This is a genomic window from Anaerococcus tetradius (genome assembly GCF_947087635.1).
In the GTDB taxonomy this organism is placed as follows: domain Bacteria; phylum Bacillota; class Clostridia; order Tissierellales; family Peptoniphilaceae; genus Anaerococcus; species Anaerococcus tetradius.
Genome location: NZ_CAMUDP010000007.1, coordinates 26828 through 45344, shown reverse-complemented (window position 1 = coordinate 45344; position 18517 = coordinate 26828). Strand labels below are relative to the sequence as shown.

18 protein-coding genes and 1 tRNA gene are annotated in these 18517 nt (G+C 34.9%); 16 read left to right on the top strand and 3 right to left on the bottom strand.

Annotated features, from left to right (window positions below; translation table 11 throughout):
• Positions 1–149 precede the first annotated feature (149 nt).
• Genes ylqF through topA form a run of 5 tightly spaced genes read left to right on the top strand, consistent with a single transcriptional unit; the run spans position 150 to position 5089 of the window.
• Complete coding sequence (gene ylqF / locus P6936_RS03495; RefSeq protein ID WP_276880886.1) at positions 150–986, top strand: ribosome biogenesis GTPase YlqF; 837 nt, start codon at positions 150–152, stop codon at positions 984–986.
• Positions 983–1612, top strand: coding sequence for a ribonuclease HII (locus P6936_RS03490; RefSeq protein ID WP_004836452.1), 630 nt, complete (start codon positions 983–985; stop codon positions 1610–1612). The genes ylqF and P6936_RS03490 overlap by 4 nt, the downstream gene beginning before the upstream one ends.
• Positions 1602–1949, top strand: a complete 348-nt coding sequence (locus P6936_RS03485) for a YraN family protein (protein WP_004836451.1) — start codon at positions 1602–1604, stop codon at positions 1947–1949. Before P6936_RS03490 ends, P6936_RS03485 begins: the two co-directional genes overlap by 11 nt.
• A complete protein-coding gene (gene dprA / locus P6936_RS03480) occupies positions 1939–3030 on the top strand; it encodes a DNA-processing protein DprA (RefSeq protein WP_276880885.1) in 1092 nt (363 codons plus the stop codon). Before P6936_RS03485 ends, dprA begins: the two co-directional genes overlap by 11 nt.
• Before the next feature lie 4 nt (positions 3031–3034).
• Positions 3035–5089 (top strand): type I DNA topoisomerase, encoded by a 2055-nt coding sequence (gene topA / locus P6936_RS03475; RefSeq protein ID WP_276880862.1) that lies wholly within the window; start codon positions 3035–3037, stop codon positions 5087–5089.
• A gap of 36 nt (positions 5090–5125) precedes the next feature.
• On the opposite strand, the gene mscL is transcribed toward topA, so the two are convergent.
• Entirely contained in the window at positions 5126–5533 is a 408-nt protein-coding gene (gene mscL / locus P6936_RS03470; protein ID WP_004836448.1) for a large conductance mechanosensitive channel protein MscL, read from the bottom strand.
• A gap of 109 nt (positions 5534–5642) precedes the next feature.
• Here mscL and P6936_RS03465 point away from each other — a divergent pair, with 109 nt between their 5' ends.
• The 5 genes from P6936_RS03465 (at position 5643) to P6936_RS03445 (ending at position 8950) form a co-directional block, all read left to right on the top strand.
• The gene (locus P6936_RS03465; RefSeq protein ID WP_004836447.1) at positions 5643–6233 is read left to right on the top strand and encodes an NUDIX hydrolase; all 591 of its coding nucleotides are present in this window, start codon (positions 5643–5645) and stop codon (positions 6231–6233) included.
• A complete protein-coding gene (locus P6936_RS03460) occupies positions 6223–7053 on the top strand; it encodes an aminoglycoside 6-adenylyltransferase (protein WP_004836446.1) in 831 nt (276 codons plus the stop codon). The genes P6936_RS03465 and P6936_RS03460 overlap by 11 nt, the downstream gene beginning before the upstream one ends.
• Before the next feature lie 6 nt (positions 7054–7059).
• Complete coding sequence (locus P6936_RS03455) at positions 7060–8268, top strand: D-alanyl-D-alanine carboxypeptidase family protein (RefSeq protein WP_004836445.1); 1209 nt, start codon at positions 7060–7062, stop codon at positions 8266–8268.
• Between the two features lie 42 nt (positions 8269–8310).
• Positions 8311–8387, top strand: a tRNA-Arg gene (locus P6936_RS03450).
• Between the two features lie 53 nt (positions 8388–8440).
• Positions 8441–8950 (top strand): nucleoside deaminase, encoded by a 510-nt coding sequence (locus tag P6936_RS03445; RefSeq protein ID WP_004836443.1) that lies wholly within the window; start codon positions 8441–8443, stop codon positions 8948–8950.
• A 28-nt stretch (positions 8951–8978) separates the two neighbouring features.
• On the opposite strand, the gene P6936_RS03440 is transcribed toward P6936_RS03445, so the two are convergent.
• Positions 8979–9383: a hypothetical protein gene (locus tag P6936_RS03440; protein ID WP_004836442.1), complete on the bottom strand. Its 405-nt coding sequence runs from the start codon at positions 9381–9383 to the stop codon at positions 8979–8981.
• Between the two features lie 161 nt (positions 9384–9544).
• Here P6936_RS03440 and P6936_RS03435 point away from each other — a divergent pair, with 161 nt between their 5' ends.
• The 6 genes from P6936_RS03435 to P6936_RS03410 all read left to right on the top strand — a co-directional run bounded on the left by P6936_RS03435 (position 9545) and on the right by P6936_RS03410 (position 16317).
• On the top strand, positions 9545–10492 hold the full coding sequence (locus P6936_RS03435) for an NAD(P)-dependent oxidoreductase (RefSeq protein ID WP_004836440.1): 948 nt from the start codon (positions 9545–9547) through the stop codon (positions 10490–10492).
• Complete coding sequence (gene udk, locus P6936_RS03430; RefSeq protein WP_004836439.1) at positions 10489–11118, top strand: uridine kinase; 630 nt, start codon at positions 10489–10491, stop codon at positions 11116–11118. Before P6936_RS03435 ends, udk begins: the two co-directional genes overlap by 4 nt.
• Positions 11108–12919 carry a 1,4-alpha-glucan branching protein GlgB gene (gene glgB / locus P6936_RS03425; protein WP_004836437.1) on the top strand — a complete coding sequence of 604 codons (1812 nt, stop codon included), beginning with the start codon at positions 11108–11110 and terminating at the stop codon, positions 12917–12919. Before udk ends, glgB begins: the two co-directional genes overlap by 11 nt.
• The gene (locus tag P6936_RS03420) at positions 12909–13376 is read left to right on the top strand and encodes a UPF0158 family protein (protein ID WP_004836436.1); all 468 of its coding nucleotides are present in this window, start codon (positions 12909–12911) and stop codon (positions 13374–13376) included. Before glgB ends, P6936_RS03420 begins: the two co-directional genes overlap by 11 nt.
• Positions 13373–14542 (top strand): FAD:protein FMN transferase, encoded by a 1170-nt coding sequence (locus P6936_RS03415; RefSeq protein ID WP_060929016.1) that lies wholly within the window; start codon positions 13373–13375, stop codon positions 14540–14542. The genes P6936_RS03420 and P6936_RS03415 overlap by 4 nt, the downstream gene beginning before the upstream one ends.
• 299 nt (positions 14543–14841) lie before the next feature.
• Complete coding sequence (locus P6936_RS03410) at positions 14842–16317, top strand: DUF1846 domain-containing protein (RefSeq protein WP_004836433.1); 1476 nt, start codon at positions 14842–14844, stop codon at positions 16315–16317.
• Positions 16318–16353: 36 nt separating this feature from the next.
• Here P6936_RS03410 and P6936_RS03405 read toward each other — a convergent pair whose 3' ends face one another.
• Positions 16354–18510 carry a metallophosphoesterase family protein gene (locus tag P6936_RS03405; RefSeq protein ID WP_004836431.1) on the bottom strand — a complete coding sequence of 719 codons (2157 nt, stop codon included), beginning with the start codon at positions 18508–18510 and terminating at the stop codon, positions 16354–16356.
• Positions 18511–18517 lie beyond the last annotated feature (7 nt).

Genomic DNA, 18517 nt, shown 5'->3' with positions numbered 1-18517 from the left:
AGGTTTAGATTCAATCTGGATTTTGGTAACTATAAGGCATTATAATTTAAGGTAGGCCTGTAGTAGATGTATTTTTAAATAATTTATGTATAATATATATAGTTATAAATTTTGCTAATGCAAAGTAGATTGGAGATAAAACAATGACTATGAATATTAACTGGTTTCCTGGTCATATGAAAAAGACCAAGGAAATTATTATAGATAATTTAAAGCTAGTGGATGTGATTTTGGAGATAATTGATTCGAGGATTCCTATTTCATCTAGAAATCCCATGATAGATGAGATTATCGCTGATAAGCCAAGGATAATTATTATGAATAAATCAGACCTATCAGATCCAGAAGTGAATAAAAAATGGATAGCTAAGTTTAAGGAAGAAGGGATTCCTGCTATCTTGATGAATTCTAAGGAAAATGTCCCAGTAGATAGGATATATAAGGAAGCAAAGATTCTCCTAAAGGATAAGTTTAAGAAAAATGAAGAGAAAAATATCGACAATCCTTTGATTAGGATGATGATAGTAGGTGTTCCTAATTCTGGTAAGTCTACCTTTATCAACAAGCTATCTAAGAAAAAGGGAGCTAAGGTAGGGAATCGTCCTGGCATTACTCAAAGTAAGCAATGGATAAAGGCTGGGTCAAATATCCAACTACTCGATACTCCAGGTATCTTGTGGCCTAAGTTTGAAGAAAAAATCGGCCTCCATCTTTCTTTTACCAACGCTATAAGAGATGAGGTTTTAAACATAGAAGATTTAACCTTGAAATTTTTGGAGGAGATGAAGGAGATTAAGCCGGAAGCCCTTGTGGATAGGTATGGAATAGAACTAGAGGTCCCTGCCCTAGAAATTTATGAGGCTATAGCAAAAAAGCGTGGAGCTATTATAGCTGGTGGAGATTTTGATTATACGAGAACTGCCAATATTATCCTAAACGACTTTAGGTCAGGTAAGCTTGGTAAGATTAGTTTGGAAAGACCATGAAATATTCTCCTTACAATGATGATATAAAAAGAAAAGTTCATGAAAAATATGAGCTTATAGCAGGAATTGATGAGGTAGGTAGGGGACCCTTGGCAGGTCCCGTCGTAACTTGTGCTCTTATTATGAAGAAGGATTCGAAGATAGAAGGGGTTACTGATTCAAAGAAGCTTACTCGTAAGAAGATGCTAGTCCTAAAGGATAAAATCCTTGCCGATTGCCTAACTTATGCTTATGGCTATGCCAACTCTTTGTTGATAGATAAGCTTAATATCAAAAACGCCACCCACAAGGCTATGGAAGATGCCCTAAATAATCTTAAAATCCGCCCCGAAATCGTCCTAATCGATGCAGAAAGGATAAATACCGACCTCCCTCAGATGAATATTGTAAAGGGAGATCTCAACGAATACGTTATATCCTGTGCTTCAATTCTTGCTAAAATTAGAAGAGATGATATTATGATTAACTTTTCTAAAATCTATAAAGGCTACGGCTTTGAGACTAATATGGGCTATGGAACTAAGAAACACTATGAAGGCCTAGAAAAGTACGGAGAAACTCCAATTCATAGACAGACCTTCCTAAGGAAGTTTCACGAAAGGCAGATGAGCTTTGATGACTTATAAAAAACAATTTGGAGATTTTGGAGAAAATTTGGTAGAGGATTATCTAAGAGAAAAATCTTATACAATTCTCGATAGAAATTATAGAAAACCCTTCGGAGAGATTGATATTATTGCAAAAATTGACGATTTTATAGTCTTCGTCGAGGTAAAGACTAGGAAAAATAGAAATTTCGAAAATCCATCCGAAGCTGTTACTCCAAGCAAACAAGCCAAGATTATAAAAGCTAGTCAGGCCTATCTAATAGAAAATAAGCTAACGGATTTTTTGATGAGATTTGATGTGGCGGAAGTTGTAGTTGAAAGTAGAGAGATTAATTATATTGAAAATGCCTTCTGAGTTAACAAAAAATGAAATTATTTTATATCTAAATTACATATATCTTAACAATATGACTATCTTAAATCTTTACGAAAAAACAAATTTCGAGAATTTTTTTCAGAGGGATTTAAGAGAATATGATTGTCTAACAGACCAACAAAAGGAAAAAATCTTTAGTGCAAAGAATTTAGAAGATTTTAGGGCTTATCTTGATAAGGTTCATAAGTATGATTATAAATATGTGACTATGCTAGATGAAGCTTACCCTACTAACCTTATTTATATAGAAGATAGGCCGGCTATCTTGTATTACAAGGGAGAATTAAATCAAGAGCTTGACAAAAATTCCTTAGCCTTTGTTGGTTCTAGAAAATGTACGGATTATGGCAAGTGGGCTTGCAGGATGTTGGCTGAAAAGATTGCCCTTTCGGGAATTACTACAGTGTCTGGTCTTGCCTATGGGATTGATGCGACTTGCCATAAGGCTACCCTTGATGTAGGAAAAAGAACAATAGGTGTTATCGGTTGTGGGATTGATAAGATTTACCCTAAAAAAAATAGGGACCTCTATAGGAGGATAGAAGAAAGTGGTCTTATCCTTTCAGAATTTCCTCTAGGAACTGAGCCTATTTCCTATAATTTTCCGAGAAGAAATAGGATTATATCAGGGATTTCCTTGGGGACTGTAGTAATTGAGGCTAGAGAAAAGTCTGGAACTATGATAACAACAAGGTGTGCCCTAGAGCAGGGTAGGGAAGTTTTTGCCCTTCCTGGCAATATCAATTCCATTTATTCTAAGGGGACCAATAAGATGATTCAAGAAGGAGCAAAGCTCGTTCTTGATGCAGATGATATTATAGATGAGCTTGATTTTATTTTGGATAGGGATTTTACAAAAAGAAGCCTTGATTATACAAAACTTGATAAGGATGAGGCTTTAGTGGTAAGATACATTGAGAACAATCCTAATGCTAGTAGTGATAAGATAGCTTATGATTTGGAAATGGGAATAGACCTTGTTAATTTCCTACTGACATCACTAGAGCTAAAGGATTATATAGAAAATATTGGAAATAATGAATTTACTATAAAGGAGTGAGTATTTGGCTAAGAACTTAGTAATAGTGGAATCTCCAACCAAGGCGAAATCTATTGCCAAGATGCTTGGAAGAAACTACAAGGTAATGGCAACCATTGGCCACCTAAGAGATCTTCCTAAGAGCAAATTTGGTGTAGATATAGAAAATGACTTTGAACCAGAATACATCAAGGTTAGGGGACGAGCAAAGACTATTAATGAATTGAAAAAGGAAGCTGACAAGTCAGAGAAGGTTTATCTTGCGACAGACCCGGATAGGGAAGGAGAAGCCATAAGTTGGCATTTACAATTTCTCTTAGGCCTTGATCCTCATGCGAAAAATAGGGTTGAGTTTCACGAAATTACCAAAGAAAATATAAAAAATGCTATAAAAAATCCGAGAGAAATTGATCAAAACTTAGTTGATGCCCAACAAGCAAGACGTGTAATGGATAGGATTGTAGGTTATGAGATAAGTCCGATTTTGTGGAAGAGAATCAAATCGGGCCTATCTGCAGGTCGCGTTCAATCAGTAGCCCTAAAGCTAATAGTTGATAGGCAAAAGGAAATTGATGACTTTATTCCAGAGGAATACTGGACAATAATAGCCCATCATAAGCATGATAAGCTAAAATTTGATTCGGAATTTTATGGTCAAATTAATAAAAAGGTGAAGATTTCTAAGGAAAGTGGGGCAGATAAGGTTCTTAGTAAAATTGATAAGGATAATTTTAAGGTCGTAAAAATCACAAAGACTAAGAAGAGTAGAAAGCCTCAAAAGCCTTACACGACTTCTACCCTCCAACAAGACGCTTCAAATAGGCTTGGTTTTTCCACCAAATTTACTATGCAGCTTGCCCAACAACTCTTTGAGGGTATTGACGTAGGAGATGGTAGTGTTGGTCTAATCACTTACATGAGAACCGATGCCAATAGGATATCCAAGGAGATTGTAGGAGAAGCCCTCTCATATATAAAAGAAAAGTATGGGCCAGAATATGCTTCAAGGGGCAATACCTATGAAGGAAGAAAAAAAGGCAGTCAAGATGCCCACGAGGCCATAAGACCTACATCAATTAGGAGAAATCCCCTAGAGATAAAACAATACCTAACTGACCAACAATACAAGCTTTACAAGATGATTTGGGAAAGAGTTGTAGCAAGCCAAATGACTGACTACGAGTACCTGTCAACCCAAGTCCTTTTTGATAATAATTCTCTTATCTTTAAGACAAATGGTAAGATTACCCTCTTTGAAGGCTTCAACAAACTATCTTCTGCTAATGAAAATGAAAATATCCTTCCAGAGCTTAAAGAAGGAGATGTTATTGGAGCAGAAAAAATAGATAAAGACCAACACTTTACCAATCCACCAGCAAGGTACACAGAAGCCTCTCTAGTGAAAACTCTTGAAGAATTCGGCATAGGCAGACCTTCAACCTATTCAGCAACTATCAATCAAATAATATCAAGAAACTATGTTGAATTTGAAGGAAGGAGCATCTATCCAACAGATTTGGGTAAAACTGTAAATACTTTCCTCCAAGAAAACTTTGATGATATTATAAATGTAGAATTTACGGCAGAAATGGAAAATGCCCTAGATAATATAGCTGAAGGAGAAAGATTCTGGAAGGAAACTCTCAAAGCCTTCTACAAGGACTTCGAAAAAGACATGAGTGGTGTAAAAAAAGATGAAAATGACTATAAGGTCAAGGATGAAGTTCTCGATGAAAAATGCCCTAAGTGTGGCAAAAATCTAGCCATCAAACATGGGAGAAATGGCAAGTTTATAGGTTGCACTGGCTTTCCCGCTTGCGATTTTACTAAATCCATCATCAAGTCTACTGGGGTTAAGTGCCCAAACTGCAAGGACGGAACTCTAATAGAGAAAGTTAGCAAGAGGGGAAAGAGATTTTACGGTTGCGACAACTATCCAAAATGTGACTTCGCCCTATGGGACCCACCAACAGGAGAGAAATGTCCAAAATGTGGTTCGCTCTTAATCCATAAGAAAAATAGATCGACAGATGAAATCAGATGTTCATCCTGTGATTATATAAAAGAAAAGAAGAGATGAAAATAACGCTGCATGTGAATCCTGCAGCGTTTTAGCTTATTCATTAATGTTTTTGTAATTGTCTAGCTTTGATGTGCAATGTGGACATCTTGTAGCTTCAAGTGGGATTTTGGATTGGCAGTAAGGACAAGTTTTATCAGTTTCTTCTTCTTTATCGTCCTTATGTCTTGAGTTTAGGGTCTTAACTATTACAAACATAACAAAGGCTATGATTAGAAAAGATATGACAGCATTTATAAAGTTACCGACCCTTAGGCTAGCTCCTCCAATATTTACTACTATATCCTCATAATTGATACCAGCAGTTAGACCTGATATTATTGGCATCAAGATATCATCTACCATGCTCTTAACTATTGCTGTAAAGGCAGAACCCATGATTATACCAATAGCCATGTCAATTACATTGCCACGAGATATAAATTCTTTAAATTCTTTTAGCATTTTTCCTCCTATTTGTTTCTTGCCTTACACTTATACCCAAGTAAAAAGATTATAATTATATATTTGACTTTACTAGCTTAATTTAATATTATTTTATATAGGAGTTAGGATGAAAAAATTATTAGTCGATGATGAATTTTATAATGAACTAGAAAACTTTGCAGTCTTTATTCCTATAATAGAAGTAAAGGGTACAGATCATATACTTTTTGAAGTAAGAAGTGATAAAATTTCCCAAGCCGGGGAGGTTTCTTTTCCTGGTGGAAGGCTTGAGGAAGGCGAAGATTTTAAGAATTGTGCCATAAGAGAGACTATGGAGGAACTTAACTTAAAGATAGATGATATAGAGTATATGGGATATTCTTCTATGTCTTTAAATGCATCCTATAGGCAGGTCAAAAGTTTTTATGGTAAAATTAAGAAAAATATTGAAGATATAAAGTATAATGAGGAAGTGGCATCTGTTTTTGCAGTAGATATTTTTTATTTGAAAGAAAATCCCCCTACTAAATATAGGGCTAATTATAAGATGGATTTTCCCGAGGACTTCCCTTTTGATAAAATACCTGGTGGAAGAAATTACAAGTTTTGGCCTGGTCATAGGGACTATTATTTTTATGATACCAAGCCTATCATATGGGGTCTAACTGCAAGACTATTAAAGAATTTTATAGAAAGCTGGAATATAGATGAGAGATGATATTAAAAAAAGATTTATAGATTATGGTAATGATAAGGATTCCATAGTCTCTATTTTCTATGTAAAATCTAATACAAACGACGAATTTATAGACCTATACACAGTTGTAGATGAAATAATTATCGGCAAACTTGAAGAAGAGTTAAAATTTTTGTTTGATGATATTATTCTTATTAACAGGATCAAGAATAGCTTTGAAATTGATAAAAACAAGCAGAATTACACAATACTTGAGCTATACAGGGCCTGTGGTGTAAAGATTTCTGAGTCAATCATAGCCAAGGATTTGGCAGAAGATTTTATAAAGAAATTACCTAGTGATATTGAGTTTATCTACAATAAGCCTGGTGAAATTGATCTTAGCCCAAACAAGGATTTTAAGCATGATACTCCAAAAGAATATGAATTTAAGTCATGCGTAGATAATTTCTTCGCCAATGCCATGGAAGTTTCCCTTTATATCAACCAAAAAGATCCGATAGCTGCCTCAATTAAGATGGAAGATTTGCGTAGACAGTTAATCAAGATGTTAAACTTCCACCTAATAGACAAATTTTATGGTCTAAGGAATATGGGCAAGGATGGCTCTAATCTTATCAACGGCCTTAGCAAGGAATACAGGGAGGATTTGGAGTTAAGTTTTAATACCAATGACTTAGTTGATATATATACTTGTCTATTTAAGGCTTGCAATTTATTTAGGAAAGTTGGCATGCAAGAGGCAGCTAATCTAGGCTTTCCTTATAACAAAGAAGCTGATGTCAATACCCTAAAGCTTCTTAGAGATAATTATAGAAAGTTAGAATCTTTTTTAAGGTAGGTAAGGATGAAATTCAAAAAAACAATGCTAATCAGCCTATTAACCCTAGTTTTTCTACTAATGCCAGGAGAAATTTTTGCTGCTCAGACTAGGGTAGTGGGACTTGATTCCAATGTTTCTTCTTATCTTATTGGTAATGAAGAAACAGGTGATGTCTATTACGAAAAAAACGCCGATGAAGCAAGACCAATGGCATCATTAACTAAGCTAATGACTTTTCTCCTAGTGAGGGATGCCATTGAAGAAGGAAAAATCAATCTTAACACATCCGTAAAGGCCGATAAGAAGGCTGAGGAGCTAACAAGTTGGGAATACTCCTCCCTTGGTCTAAAGGAAAAGGAGTCTTACTCAGTTGAAGAACTTCTCCAAGGCCTTATAGCAGTAAGCGGTAATGATTGTGCCTATCTTTTAGCAAAGACAGTAGCAGGTTCCGAAGAAAAATTTGCAACTCTTATGAATGAAAAGGCTAAAGAATTGGGACTATCTAGCCAAAAATACTACAATGCCAGTGGAATAGAAACTAAAGATAATAAGGAAAATCAATCATCAGCAAGAGATTTGTTCAAACTATCTTCCTTTATTGTTAGAAAATATCCTGATATCCTAAGATATTCAACAATGGATGAAGTAAATATTCCAGGAAAGGGCATAAGAAAAACCTCCACTATCCCTCTAAGAAAAGATATAAAGGGAGTTGATGGCCTAAAGACTGGAACGACAGATAAGGCAGGCTATTGTCTAGTAACTACTGTTGATATGAAGGAGCTTGATGGAAGTGATGATTTTAGATGTATAGGTGTAGTTATGGGGGCTGACCAAAAAGACACTAGGGAAAGTGTAATGAGTGATTTGATCTATTACATTTCAAGATTTTATTCCTGCAAGAAGGTCTTAGATGTTAATAAAAGCCTCGATAGTATAGAAGTAGGATCAGCTAAACAAGGCTACATAGAATTATATCCAAAAGAAAATCTATCAATAATCTCCAATGACGATAAGAAAGTTGCTACAAAAATCACCCTCAATAAGGATATTAAGGCTCCAATCAAAAAGGGAGATATCCTGGGTAAGGTTGATGTGTCTTATGATAATAAATACCATGTAGTCGATTTGGTCAGTGGCAGTGATGTCGAAAGAGCTAGCCTTTTTACAAGAATTGTCAGAAATATTGAAAATAATGTTAATTTCTTAGTTGACCTATTGATTGCAAGATAAAAAAGCATATAATAATAAAGGACTGTTTTTTGTCCTTTATATGTATCGGTAGCTCAGCTGGATAGAGCACCGCCCTCCTAAGGCGGGTGTCGGAGGTTCGAATCCTCTCCGGTACACCAAAAGTTGGCTGTTGTTTATCAACAGCTTATTTTTTTATAAAATAGGAGCTAAGATGCTAGAAAACGAGATGATAAATAAAGAAAAATTTAGCGAAGAAGACTACTTTTTTATGGGTGAAGCTATTAATGAGGCAAGGCTTGCAAGATTTATCGAAGAAGTCCCAGTGGGAGCTGTTATAGTCCTAGATGGAAAGATTATAGGAAGGGGTCATAACTATACCTTTAAGGGTAAATCTGCCCTAAAGCATGCAGAAATTATGGCAATCAAAGAAGCAAGTGCCTACATAGATGACTTTAGGCTCGAAAGAGCAACTATGTATGTTACTATGGAGCCATGTTCCATGTGTGCAGGGGCTATAATAAATTCTAGGATAGATAGGCTAGTAATAGGCATAAGAGATCATAAAAGAGGAGCTTGTGGGTCAAATACCAATATAACAGGAGATAGGAGTCAACTTCACTATCTAGACGCAGAATTTGGACTCAGGGATGAAGAAGCCTTGTATGAAATTCAAACTTTTTTTAGGTATCTAAGAGAAAAGAACAAGAAGAAAGATAAATAAAAAAGGACTTTAAGGTCCTTCAAAATTATCAATCATTAATTTCTGCAATAAATTGCCATGAAATGTTGTATTTATCTATCAGAGTTGTAAACAGTTTTTTGTTTACCTTTTGTGGCTCCATAGTAACAGTGGAGTCTTTCCTAAAGTTCATATAGGCTCTGTAAAGATTATCAGAGCTGGTTTCTATTACGACTCTGACATTGTTGCCATTTTTTATCATCCTATCATTAGCAACATCGTATAAGTAAACTCTATTATTATAAATATCAAGATAGGAATTATAAATCCTATTTTTAATGTCTTTTGGATGATTATATTTTTCGAAATCACTATATCTAATTATTTTTTTAGGTTCTTCAATACCAAAGACATTGCAATAATATTTAAGGGCCTCTATACATTTTCCATCTGTAAAAGCTAATCCTACTGCCATAACTATTCCTTTCTGTTCTATACTAATAATTTATCACAATATCAGTCGATAAACAAGCATAGTTAATAATTAAACTAAATGAATTTTTCTATTTAAATATTAGCAAGAAGAGTATAATATTATAAAGTAAACGATATATATTTTGTATAAAGGAGCATAAAATGAAAATTAGCCTTATTGATCCACTAGAAGTTGACAAAAAGATTATTGAAGCTAATAAGAAAAAAATCGAATCTATGGGTCATGACTTCGAATACTTTGAGGAAAGTGCAAAAACTGACGAAGAAAAAATCGAGAGACTAAAAGATACAGATATTGCCATCATAACCAACAAGCCTTTAAGAAGTGAAGTCATAAACAAGACCAACTTAAAATTAATAGATGTTGCCTTTACAGGAGTAGATCATATTGCTCTTGATACTTGCAAAGAAAAGGGCATCAAGGTATTAAATGCAAGTGGTTATTCTGATGATTCTGTAGCAGAGCTTGTCATCGGTCTAACTATTGGAGTTTTGAGAAAGTTTAACGAAAATAGGGAAAATATTTTTAACGCTGGCGACAATTACCTTCTAGGCGAGCTTATCAAGGGCAAGACTTTTGGAGTAATAGGAACAGGCCATATTGGATCTAAACTTATAGACCTACTTTCTGTTTTTGGTTGTAAGATTATTGCTTATTCAAGGACTGAAAAAGAAGAAGTAAGGGCTAAGGGAGTTGACTATGTTGACCTTCAAAGCCTCCTAAAAGAAAGTGACATAGTATCCCTCCACATTCCAAACAACAAAGAAACCAAGGGATTTTTGGGTAAAGCTGAGCTTGACTTAATGAAAGAAAATGCAGTTCTAATCAATTGTGCTAGGGGAGCTGTAGTAGATAATGACTATATAGCTAAACTTCTCAACGAAGATAAACTTAGGGCAGGTATTGATGTTTTCGATATGGAACCACCACTTCCTGAGGATTATCCACTAAGAAATGCTAAAAATGTAATCCTTACCAATCACGTAGCCTTCTATACCAAGCAAGCTATGGAGATTAGGGCTAATATTGTTTTTGACAACCTTTATAAATATTTAGATGGACAAATTGTTAATGAGATAAAATTATGAGTGATGTAAAAATTGTAGCTATAGCTGGAGGCTCTGCTTCTGGCAAAAGCTCTATTGTAAGAGAAATTGAAGCCTACTTCAAAGATGATTTGATAGTTATTGGTCATGATAACTACTACAAGGCCCACGATGATATAGACTTTGAGCAAAGGGCTAAACTTAACTACGACTATCCAGGTGCCTTCGATAATGATTTATTTTATAAGGATTTATTAAAATTACTCGAGGGTAAGGAAATTGATATGCCCATTTATGACTATAGCAAACATACTAGAAGTGATGAAACTATAAGAGTCAAGCCTACAAAGATTATCCTGATTGAGGGAATCTTAGTCTTGTATGATGAAAGAATCAGATCAATTACCGATACCAAGGTCTTTGTGGACGCTGATAGTGACGTTAGACTTCAAAGAAGAATCCTAAGAGATACTAAGGAAAGGGCGAGGTCTATTGAATCAGTCTTGACCCAATATATTAATCAAGTTAAACCTATGCACGAAACCTATGTAGAACCTAGCAAAAAATACGCAGATATTATTATTCCAAGGGGAGCTAGAAATCTAAAGGGAATTCAAATTTTAAAAAGACACATAAAACATTTGATTGAGGAAGAAAATGAAGGTTGATATAATTGAAACTGATTATGCTTTTATAGAAAGTTATTTAAGTGGCCATTCGTCTATGGGAGCTGATATTTGGGGTGCCCATGATGATGGGGGCGGATATTATATATTTAGGGTCCTTGCACCAAATGCTAATGAAGTTTTTATTAAAGGAGATTTTACATCTTGGGAAAATATCAAGATGACTAAAAATTTCAAATATGGCTATTTTTTCACCAAATTAAAGGCTAAAGTTGGTGATTATTATAAATATGTCATTAACCATGAGGGAAATTTCGTAGAAAAAGCAGATCCTTTTGCTAGGGCTATGGACAAAGAAGGTGATTTTGCAAGTATTATCACAGATGATACTTACGATTTTAATGATTATGACTTCATAAAAAATAGGGATAAGAATTTTGATAAGCCCTTAAATATTTATGAAATTCACATAGGTAGCTGGCTTAGATATGGAAATAGTGTAAACTTCTTAGATATAGTTGACAAACTAGTAGCTTATGTTAAGGAAATGAACTATACCCACGTTGAAATCATGCCTATTACAGAATATCCTTACTACCCATCCTGGGGCTATCAATCGAGCGGATTTTTCGCTACAAGCTCTAGGTTTGGAAGCCCAGTCGACCTAAAGAAGTTTGTCGACATCCTCCATCAAAATGGCATAGGAGTTATCCTCGATATGGTAGCAGTCCATTTTGCAAGCGACTATTTTGGCCTTAACCACTTCGATGGAACTGGTATGTATGAGTCAATCTATCCAGACTTGAAGTATTCTGAGTGGGGCTCAAATAATTTTGATTATTCTAAAGGTCATGTAAGAAGCTTTATGAAATCTGCCTTTTCTTATTGGATTGAAAATTTCCATTTCGATGGAATAAGAATTGATGCAGTTAGCTACATGATCCACTACAATGGCAACAAGTATCGTGGAGTCCACTATGATAATATTAATTTCATAAAAGATCTTAACGAAACAATCCACAAGGCCCACCCAGACGTCATGCTTATAGCAGAAGATTCTTCTGACTATCCGCTAGTAACAGGAAAAGTCGAAGATGGCGGACTTGGTTTTGATTATAAGTGGGATTTAGGTTGGATGAATGATACCCTAAGATATTTTAAGACAGACTCCATCAATAGGATAGACTATCAAGGCAAAATTAATTTTTCTATGTTTTATTTCTACAATGAGAGATTTATTCTGCCATTAAGTCACGATGAGGTAGTTCATCTCAAGGGAGCAATGATTAATAAGATGAGTGGCTCTTATGAGGAAAAATTCAAACAGCTCAAGCTCCTCTACACTTACCAGATGACCCACCCTGGTAAAAAGCTAAACTTTATGGGTAATGAAATAGCAACCTTTGATGAATGGAATGAAAATGCTTCAATAAATTGGGATATATTAAAATTCCCAGTTCACGATGATTTCCATAGATTTATAAAAGACTTAAACAAACTCTACAAGGATGAAAAGGCCTTTTTCGAGAAAGATTATGAGGGTGAAGGCTTTACTTGGAAGGTTGTAGATGATAATATCAATTCTGTCTTTGCCTACGAAAGAAGGGCGGGGGATGATAGATTCCTTGTAGTTTTAAATATGACTAACACCTACAAGAACGCTTATCACATTTACTATGATGAGGATTTAGAATTTGTAGAAGTAATAGATTCCTTATCCGAAAGTTATGGTGGAAGTAGATGGGAAAAGAGAAATATTAGAATAGAGAAAGGAAATAATTTAGTAGTAGAGCTTTGGGAATATGAGGCTCTCGTATTAAGAGTGAGGAAATATGAAAGTTAGAAAACCAATTAATCTATCATGGCTTGTCGAAAAATGGACCTTGATAGATGAAGACTCATATCTAAAGAATATGTGGTTAAATACAGAATCTTTAGATTTTATTAGGATAAACAAGGAGATTCAAACACCTGAAGATATTGAGGAAAATTATATAGATATAGATCAAGATGTGGAAAATTATTTGCTATTGCCAACAGCCGATGAGCTCGACGAGCAAAGACTTAGAGAAGCCTTTGTGGCAAGCCTAAACAAGCAACAAAGAGATAACTTCCAAGATAACTATGAAGGAATTGCTCCTAGAGAGGAATTTCTCGATATAGTCTATGAAGAAGGTCTTGAAGGTGTTTGGAATGAATTTAGAGATAAGGCAGCAGCGGATATATTGCTAAATTGGGCCCTTGAGGAATCAATCCCAGTTAATAAGGATATGGAGACAATTAATATAAACAGATTATGAGATTAAAGAAGATATTTTACCCCTTGGCTATGGCTTTCTTATTAGCAGCTTGTGCCAATGGATCAAAGGATAAGGAAACTAAAGAAGAAGTAAAGTCCAATCAAGTTAGTCAAGCAGAAGACCAAAAGGACGCCGAGGATGATAAGTCAGATGAGAATGAAATCGACGCAGATTTAGATGACTCAGAAGAGCTTCCAAAACTAGATAAGACCTACTATGAATATTTCGATACTGTTACAACTATACTTACCTACTCTAAGGATAAGAAAAGTTTCGATAAGCATTGCAAGCTTTTGGAAAAGGAACTTGATAGATACAACAAGCTTTACAATTCTTACGATAGTTTTGATGGAGTTAACAACTTTAGAACAATAAACGATAAGGCGGGTATAGAACCTGTTAAGGTAGACCCTGAAATTATCGAATTGATAGAATATTCTGAAAAGATATATGACCTAACTGGTGGAACTATCAACATAGCTATGGGTTCCTTATTAGGTTTGTGGCATCAATATAGGGAAATGTCCATAGATCATCCTGAAAAGGCTGCCATCCCAAGTGAAAAAGAACTTACAGAAAAGGCAAATCATAAAGATATAAATTCTATAGTAATAGATAAGAAAAACTCTACAGTTTATATAAAAGACCCAGATGTACAAATCGACATAGGAGCTATAGGTAAGGGTTTTGCTACTGAAAAAATAGCAAAAAAACTCAAAGAAGCTGGCTTTACTAAGGGGATAATCTCTGTAGGTGGAGATGATGTTATTATTGGAGATAACCCAAACAACAGCCAAGGTCTCTGGAAAATTGCAGTCCAAAATCCCTTCTTGGACCAAAAAGATAAGCCATATTCTTCTATAGTTTCAGTTAAAAATACATCAGTCGTAACCAGTGGTGACTATCAAAGATTTTTCACAGTAAATGGCAAGAATTATCACCATATAATCGACCCTGCCACAAGATATCCTTCTACTAGATGGAAGTCAGTTTCAGTACAAGCTGACAGTATCTCCCTAGCTGATAGTTTATCCACATATTTCTTTATAATAGATCATGAAACAGGTCTAAAGAAGGCAAGGGAAAATAAGGTAGAAGCTTATTGGATAGACCCAGAAGGAAACGAATTTAAGACAGACGGCTGGAAGGCAATGGAAGATGAATAAGAAAAAATAAAGGAGGCAGAAATCTGTCTCTTTTTTGGGTTGGATAGATTAAATAAAAGAAAAATCCAAGATTATTTTAAGTCAGAAAGTAAGTAGAATACTTAGGTCATGGAAAGGCTAATTGAGAATTTTTTTAAAAACATCGAGAAATCTTTTCATAAAACATTTAGTAAATGTTGGTATTTAAGGACTTTTGCCCTTAGAAAATAAAATTAGCTAAGCCTAATAAAAAATTTTTTTAGCATCTTTTCATCTTATAAAATCTTGGTATAATACTTAGATAATGATTGGAGGTCAATATGAAAGAAGCTTTTAATAATGATAAATATATAAAATTGCAGTCTGAAAAAATTGAAGAGAGAATTTCGCACTTTGACAAACTCTATTTGGAATTTGGAGGAAAGCTCTTTGATGATGCTCATGCATCAAGGGTCTTGCCTGGATTTTTGCCAGATTCTAAGTTGAGAATGCTCAATAATTTGAAGGATAAGGCAGAGATAATCATAACTGTAAATGCTAATGACATCGAAAACAATAAAATCAGAGGTGACAATGAGACATCTTATGACCAAGAGAGCATAAGACTAAAACAAGCCTTTGAAGATTTCGGTTTCAAAGTAAGTGGTATAATAATTACCCAATTTGATAATCAAGCCAAGGCTATTAAGTTTCAACAATACTTGGACAATCTAAATATCCCAAACTATAAAACCTATAATATTGAGGGATATCCAAATAATATTGACCATATTATATCCAAGGATGGTTTTGGAAGAAATGAAAGACTAGTTACTACAAGACCCCTTGTAGTAATCACAGGACCTGGTCCAGGTTCAGGAAAAATGGCAACTTGCCTATCACAAATGTACCTTGATCATGAGGCAGGAATAAATGCAGGCTATGCCAAATTTGAAACCTTCCCAATTTGGAATATCGCCCTAAAACATCCTGTAAACATGGCATATGAAGCTGCCACAGCAAATCTTGATGACGTAAATATGATAGATCCATATCATCTTGATGCCTATGGAGAACTTGCTGTAAATTACAACAGGGATGTCGAAGCTTTCCCAATACTAAAGAAGATGTTCGAAAAAATCATGGGGGCTTGCCCTTACAAATCACCAACTGATATGGGTGTAAATATGGCAGGCTTTTGCATAGAAGATCAAGAAGGTGTAAGTCGTGCTAGCAAGGAAGAGATAATTAGAAGATATTACAATACTCTTATTGATTATAGATATGCCAAAGAAAGCTACCATGCAGTAGAAAAAATCGAGATGCTAATGAGCCAACTTGGAATCACTCCTTTAGATAGGACTGTTGCAGTTAAGGCTAGAGAAAAAGCTAAAGCAAATAAGACTGAAGCCTTTGCTATAAGACTAGAAGATGGTGAGATTATTACTGGCAAAAAATCTGACCTCCTATCTGCTCCATCAGCTTGCATTCTAAATGCCCTAAAAAAATTGGGTAATCTCGATGATGATATCCTTCTAATATCACCTCATATTATAGAGCCAGTATCAAATCTAAAGACCAAGTCCCTTGGAGGAGTTGAAACCTCACTAACAGCAAATGAGATGCTCATAGCCCTATCAATTTCAGCAACAACCAATCCTCTAAGTCACATGGCAATGAAGCAAATTACTAAGTTAAGGGGACTTGATGCCCATTCAACTGTAATTTTAAGTGACTCACAAAGGTCCATGCTAAGAAAACTTGGCCTAAACTTTACCCAAGACCCAATCTTACACCATGATGATTATGAATATTAAAAAAAGGAGCTTTAGGCTCCTTTTTTAATGGAAAATTTATTTTTTACTATTTGTATCATCGTATTCTATATAGTTAAAATAGTGGTCGACTTCATTTAGGTCGGCATTTTGATAGATTGTTTTCATCCCCTCATTCATTTCTCCTATTAGGGCTAGGATAGAAACTCTAAAGGAAGCTTGACCGAACATTTTATTTGATATATTCATCTTTGCCTGCCTAATAAGTTTATTGTTGGCTAGGCTTTTGGCAAGGTCTACTCCTGTAATTTTGGGTTTTTTGGTTATAAATATTGAAAAATAGTCGAGGAGATCTCTTAGGGTATTGACTTTCCTTACCAAATGTTTGTAGGCTAGGTTAACTGGAAGTCCCTTTGTTTGGACTAAGCTATCAAAAAATTTCTGTTTTGAGCCATCTTTTTCAAGTTTTATAGAAGAAGAAACTACATCGAATGTCTCATTTATCTCATCTTTTGCGTAATCAAGTATAGCATCAACAAAATCATATGACGGATCATTAATATTTTCTATCATTTTTTCAACAAAAGGAGGTTTTTTCTCATTTGTTGTTGACCTATATTGGTAGATATAGTTGGCAAAATCATAAAAAGTATGGCCTTCATCATCTATGGGCATAGCAAAAATCTTCTCAGTAATTTTATCCATAGATGAAATAAGGAAATGTGGAGTAAGGACCTTTTCTGCTTGACCAAGGATTTCATCAATTGCATCTTCTATACTTGTAGCTTTAATAAACAAGGTATTCATCAAAGCCTTGATTCTAAATTCATAATTATAGTTGAGATTGCTTATTACGATTCTTCCTACATACTTACTATAAATTGGAAAGTAATCGGCAATCATAGGAAAGACTACTTTGTTCATGTAGTTGTTATAGGGAATGTCTTCGCCAGTTCTTGCCTTTAGGCTATCTATAAGCTCTTTTTTAAAACTTATCTTATCAAAAAAAGGGTTGTTGGCTTGAATCCTTATATAATTGTGAATCACATCCCTAAGGCTTAATTGGTTGGTCATGGTGTGGACTATGGCATCATCTACCTCGTGGACTTGACCAAAATGATCAGTATAAGAAAAACTATCAATCAGTTCGGTCGTAACATAAATCGAAAAGGCCTTGTCTGTTGATGTATTATTATGAATAAGAAGGTGCCTTATAGGAAGTGGGTAGGTTATAGTAGAACCGGTTTGGATATCATAGATTGTATTATTTTCTTCGCTAGTGTACTTGGCGGTTCCGTTTTCATGAAGATGGCCTGTAAATATAAACTTAACGCCACAATCCGCCAATATTTCAATCGGAGTTTTTTGATTAATCCTAGGGTCTTCATCAGTAAATTTATCCCTCCACTCCTTGATGATAAAAGGAGAGAAGGCCAGTTCTTGATTTCTAAAATTAGGCAAGAAAGCATGGTGGGCTACTACAACTACCATATCCTTTCTTTCTTTGGCTTCATCAATTTTTTTAATGACCCATCTGAGCATCTCTATGTTGATTGATCCTGGAATGTTTTCCCTGTCATCCCTGTGCTTTTCCTCAGAATCTGCCGAGTAAATAGAAGTATCAAGCATAATAATAGAAACGCCATTGTCATTAAGATGTTCTTTTTTTATGCGAGCAAGGTATGAAAAATACCCTTGGGCATAGTAGGAGTATTGGTCAGCTCTCCCATATTGCTTGTTTATCCTATCCAAATAATTTTTAAAAATTAGGCTATCCCTATAAAATTCTAAGATGGAATCATCATCATAGACAAAATCATAGATTTGTTCAAACTCTCTGGGACTTACACTTCTTGCAGGTTTATCCTTGGAGAAATCAAAGGCTCTGTGGTTATTTAAGTCATGATTGCCAGGAATCATTAGGACTTTTCTATCAGGGTCTTTATCCTTCCAAGCTTTAAGGTAAGTAGCAACTAGTTGATGCGACTTGTATTCTCCTTCTTTTGCCAAATCTCCCGGAAGAATTAGAAACTTACTATTTGCCCTGTCGACAATTTCCAAAGCCCTCTTAAAAAGGGCCTCGCTTTCTACGACTAATTTCCTTTCTACTTTAAGTTCTTTAATAAATCTTTCGCTAGGGCCAATGAGCTCTCTTGCCAAGACATGGGGATCTGAAATAATTGATATATCAAAATCTGTTATAGATTTATTATTAATATTATTTAATCTGGTCATAAGGATA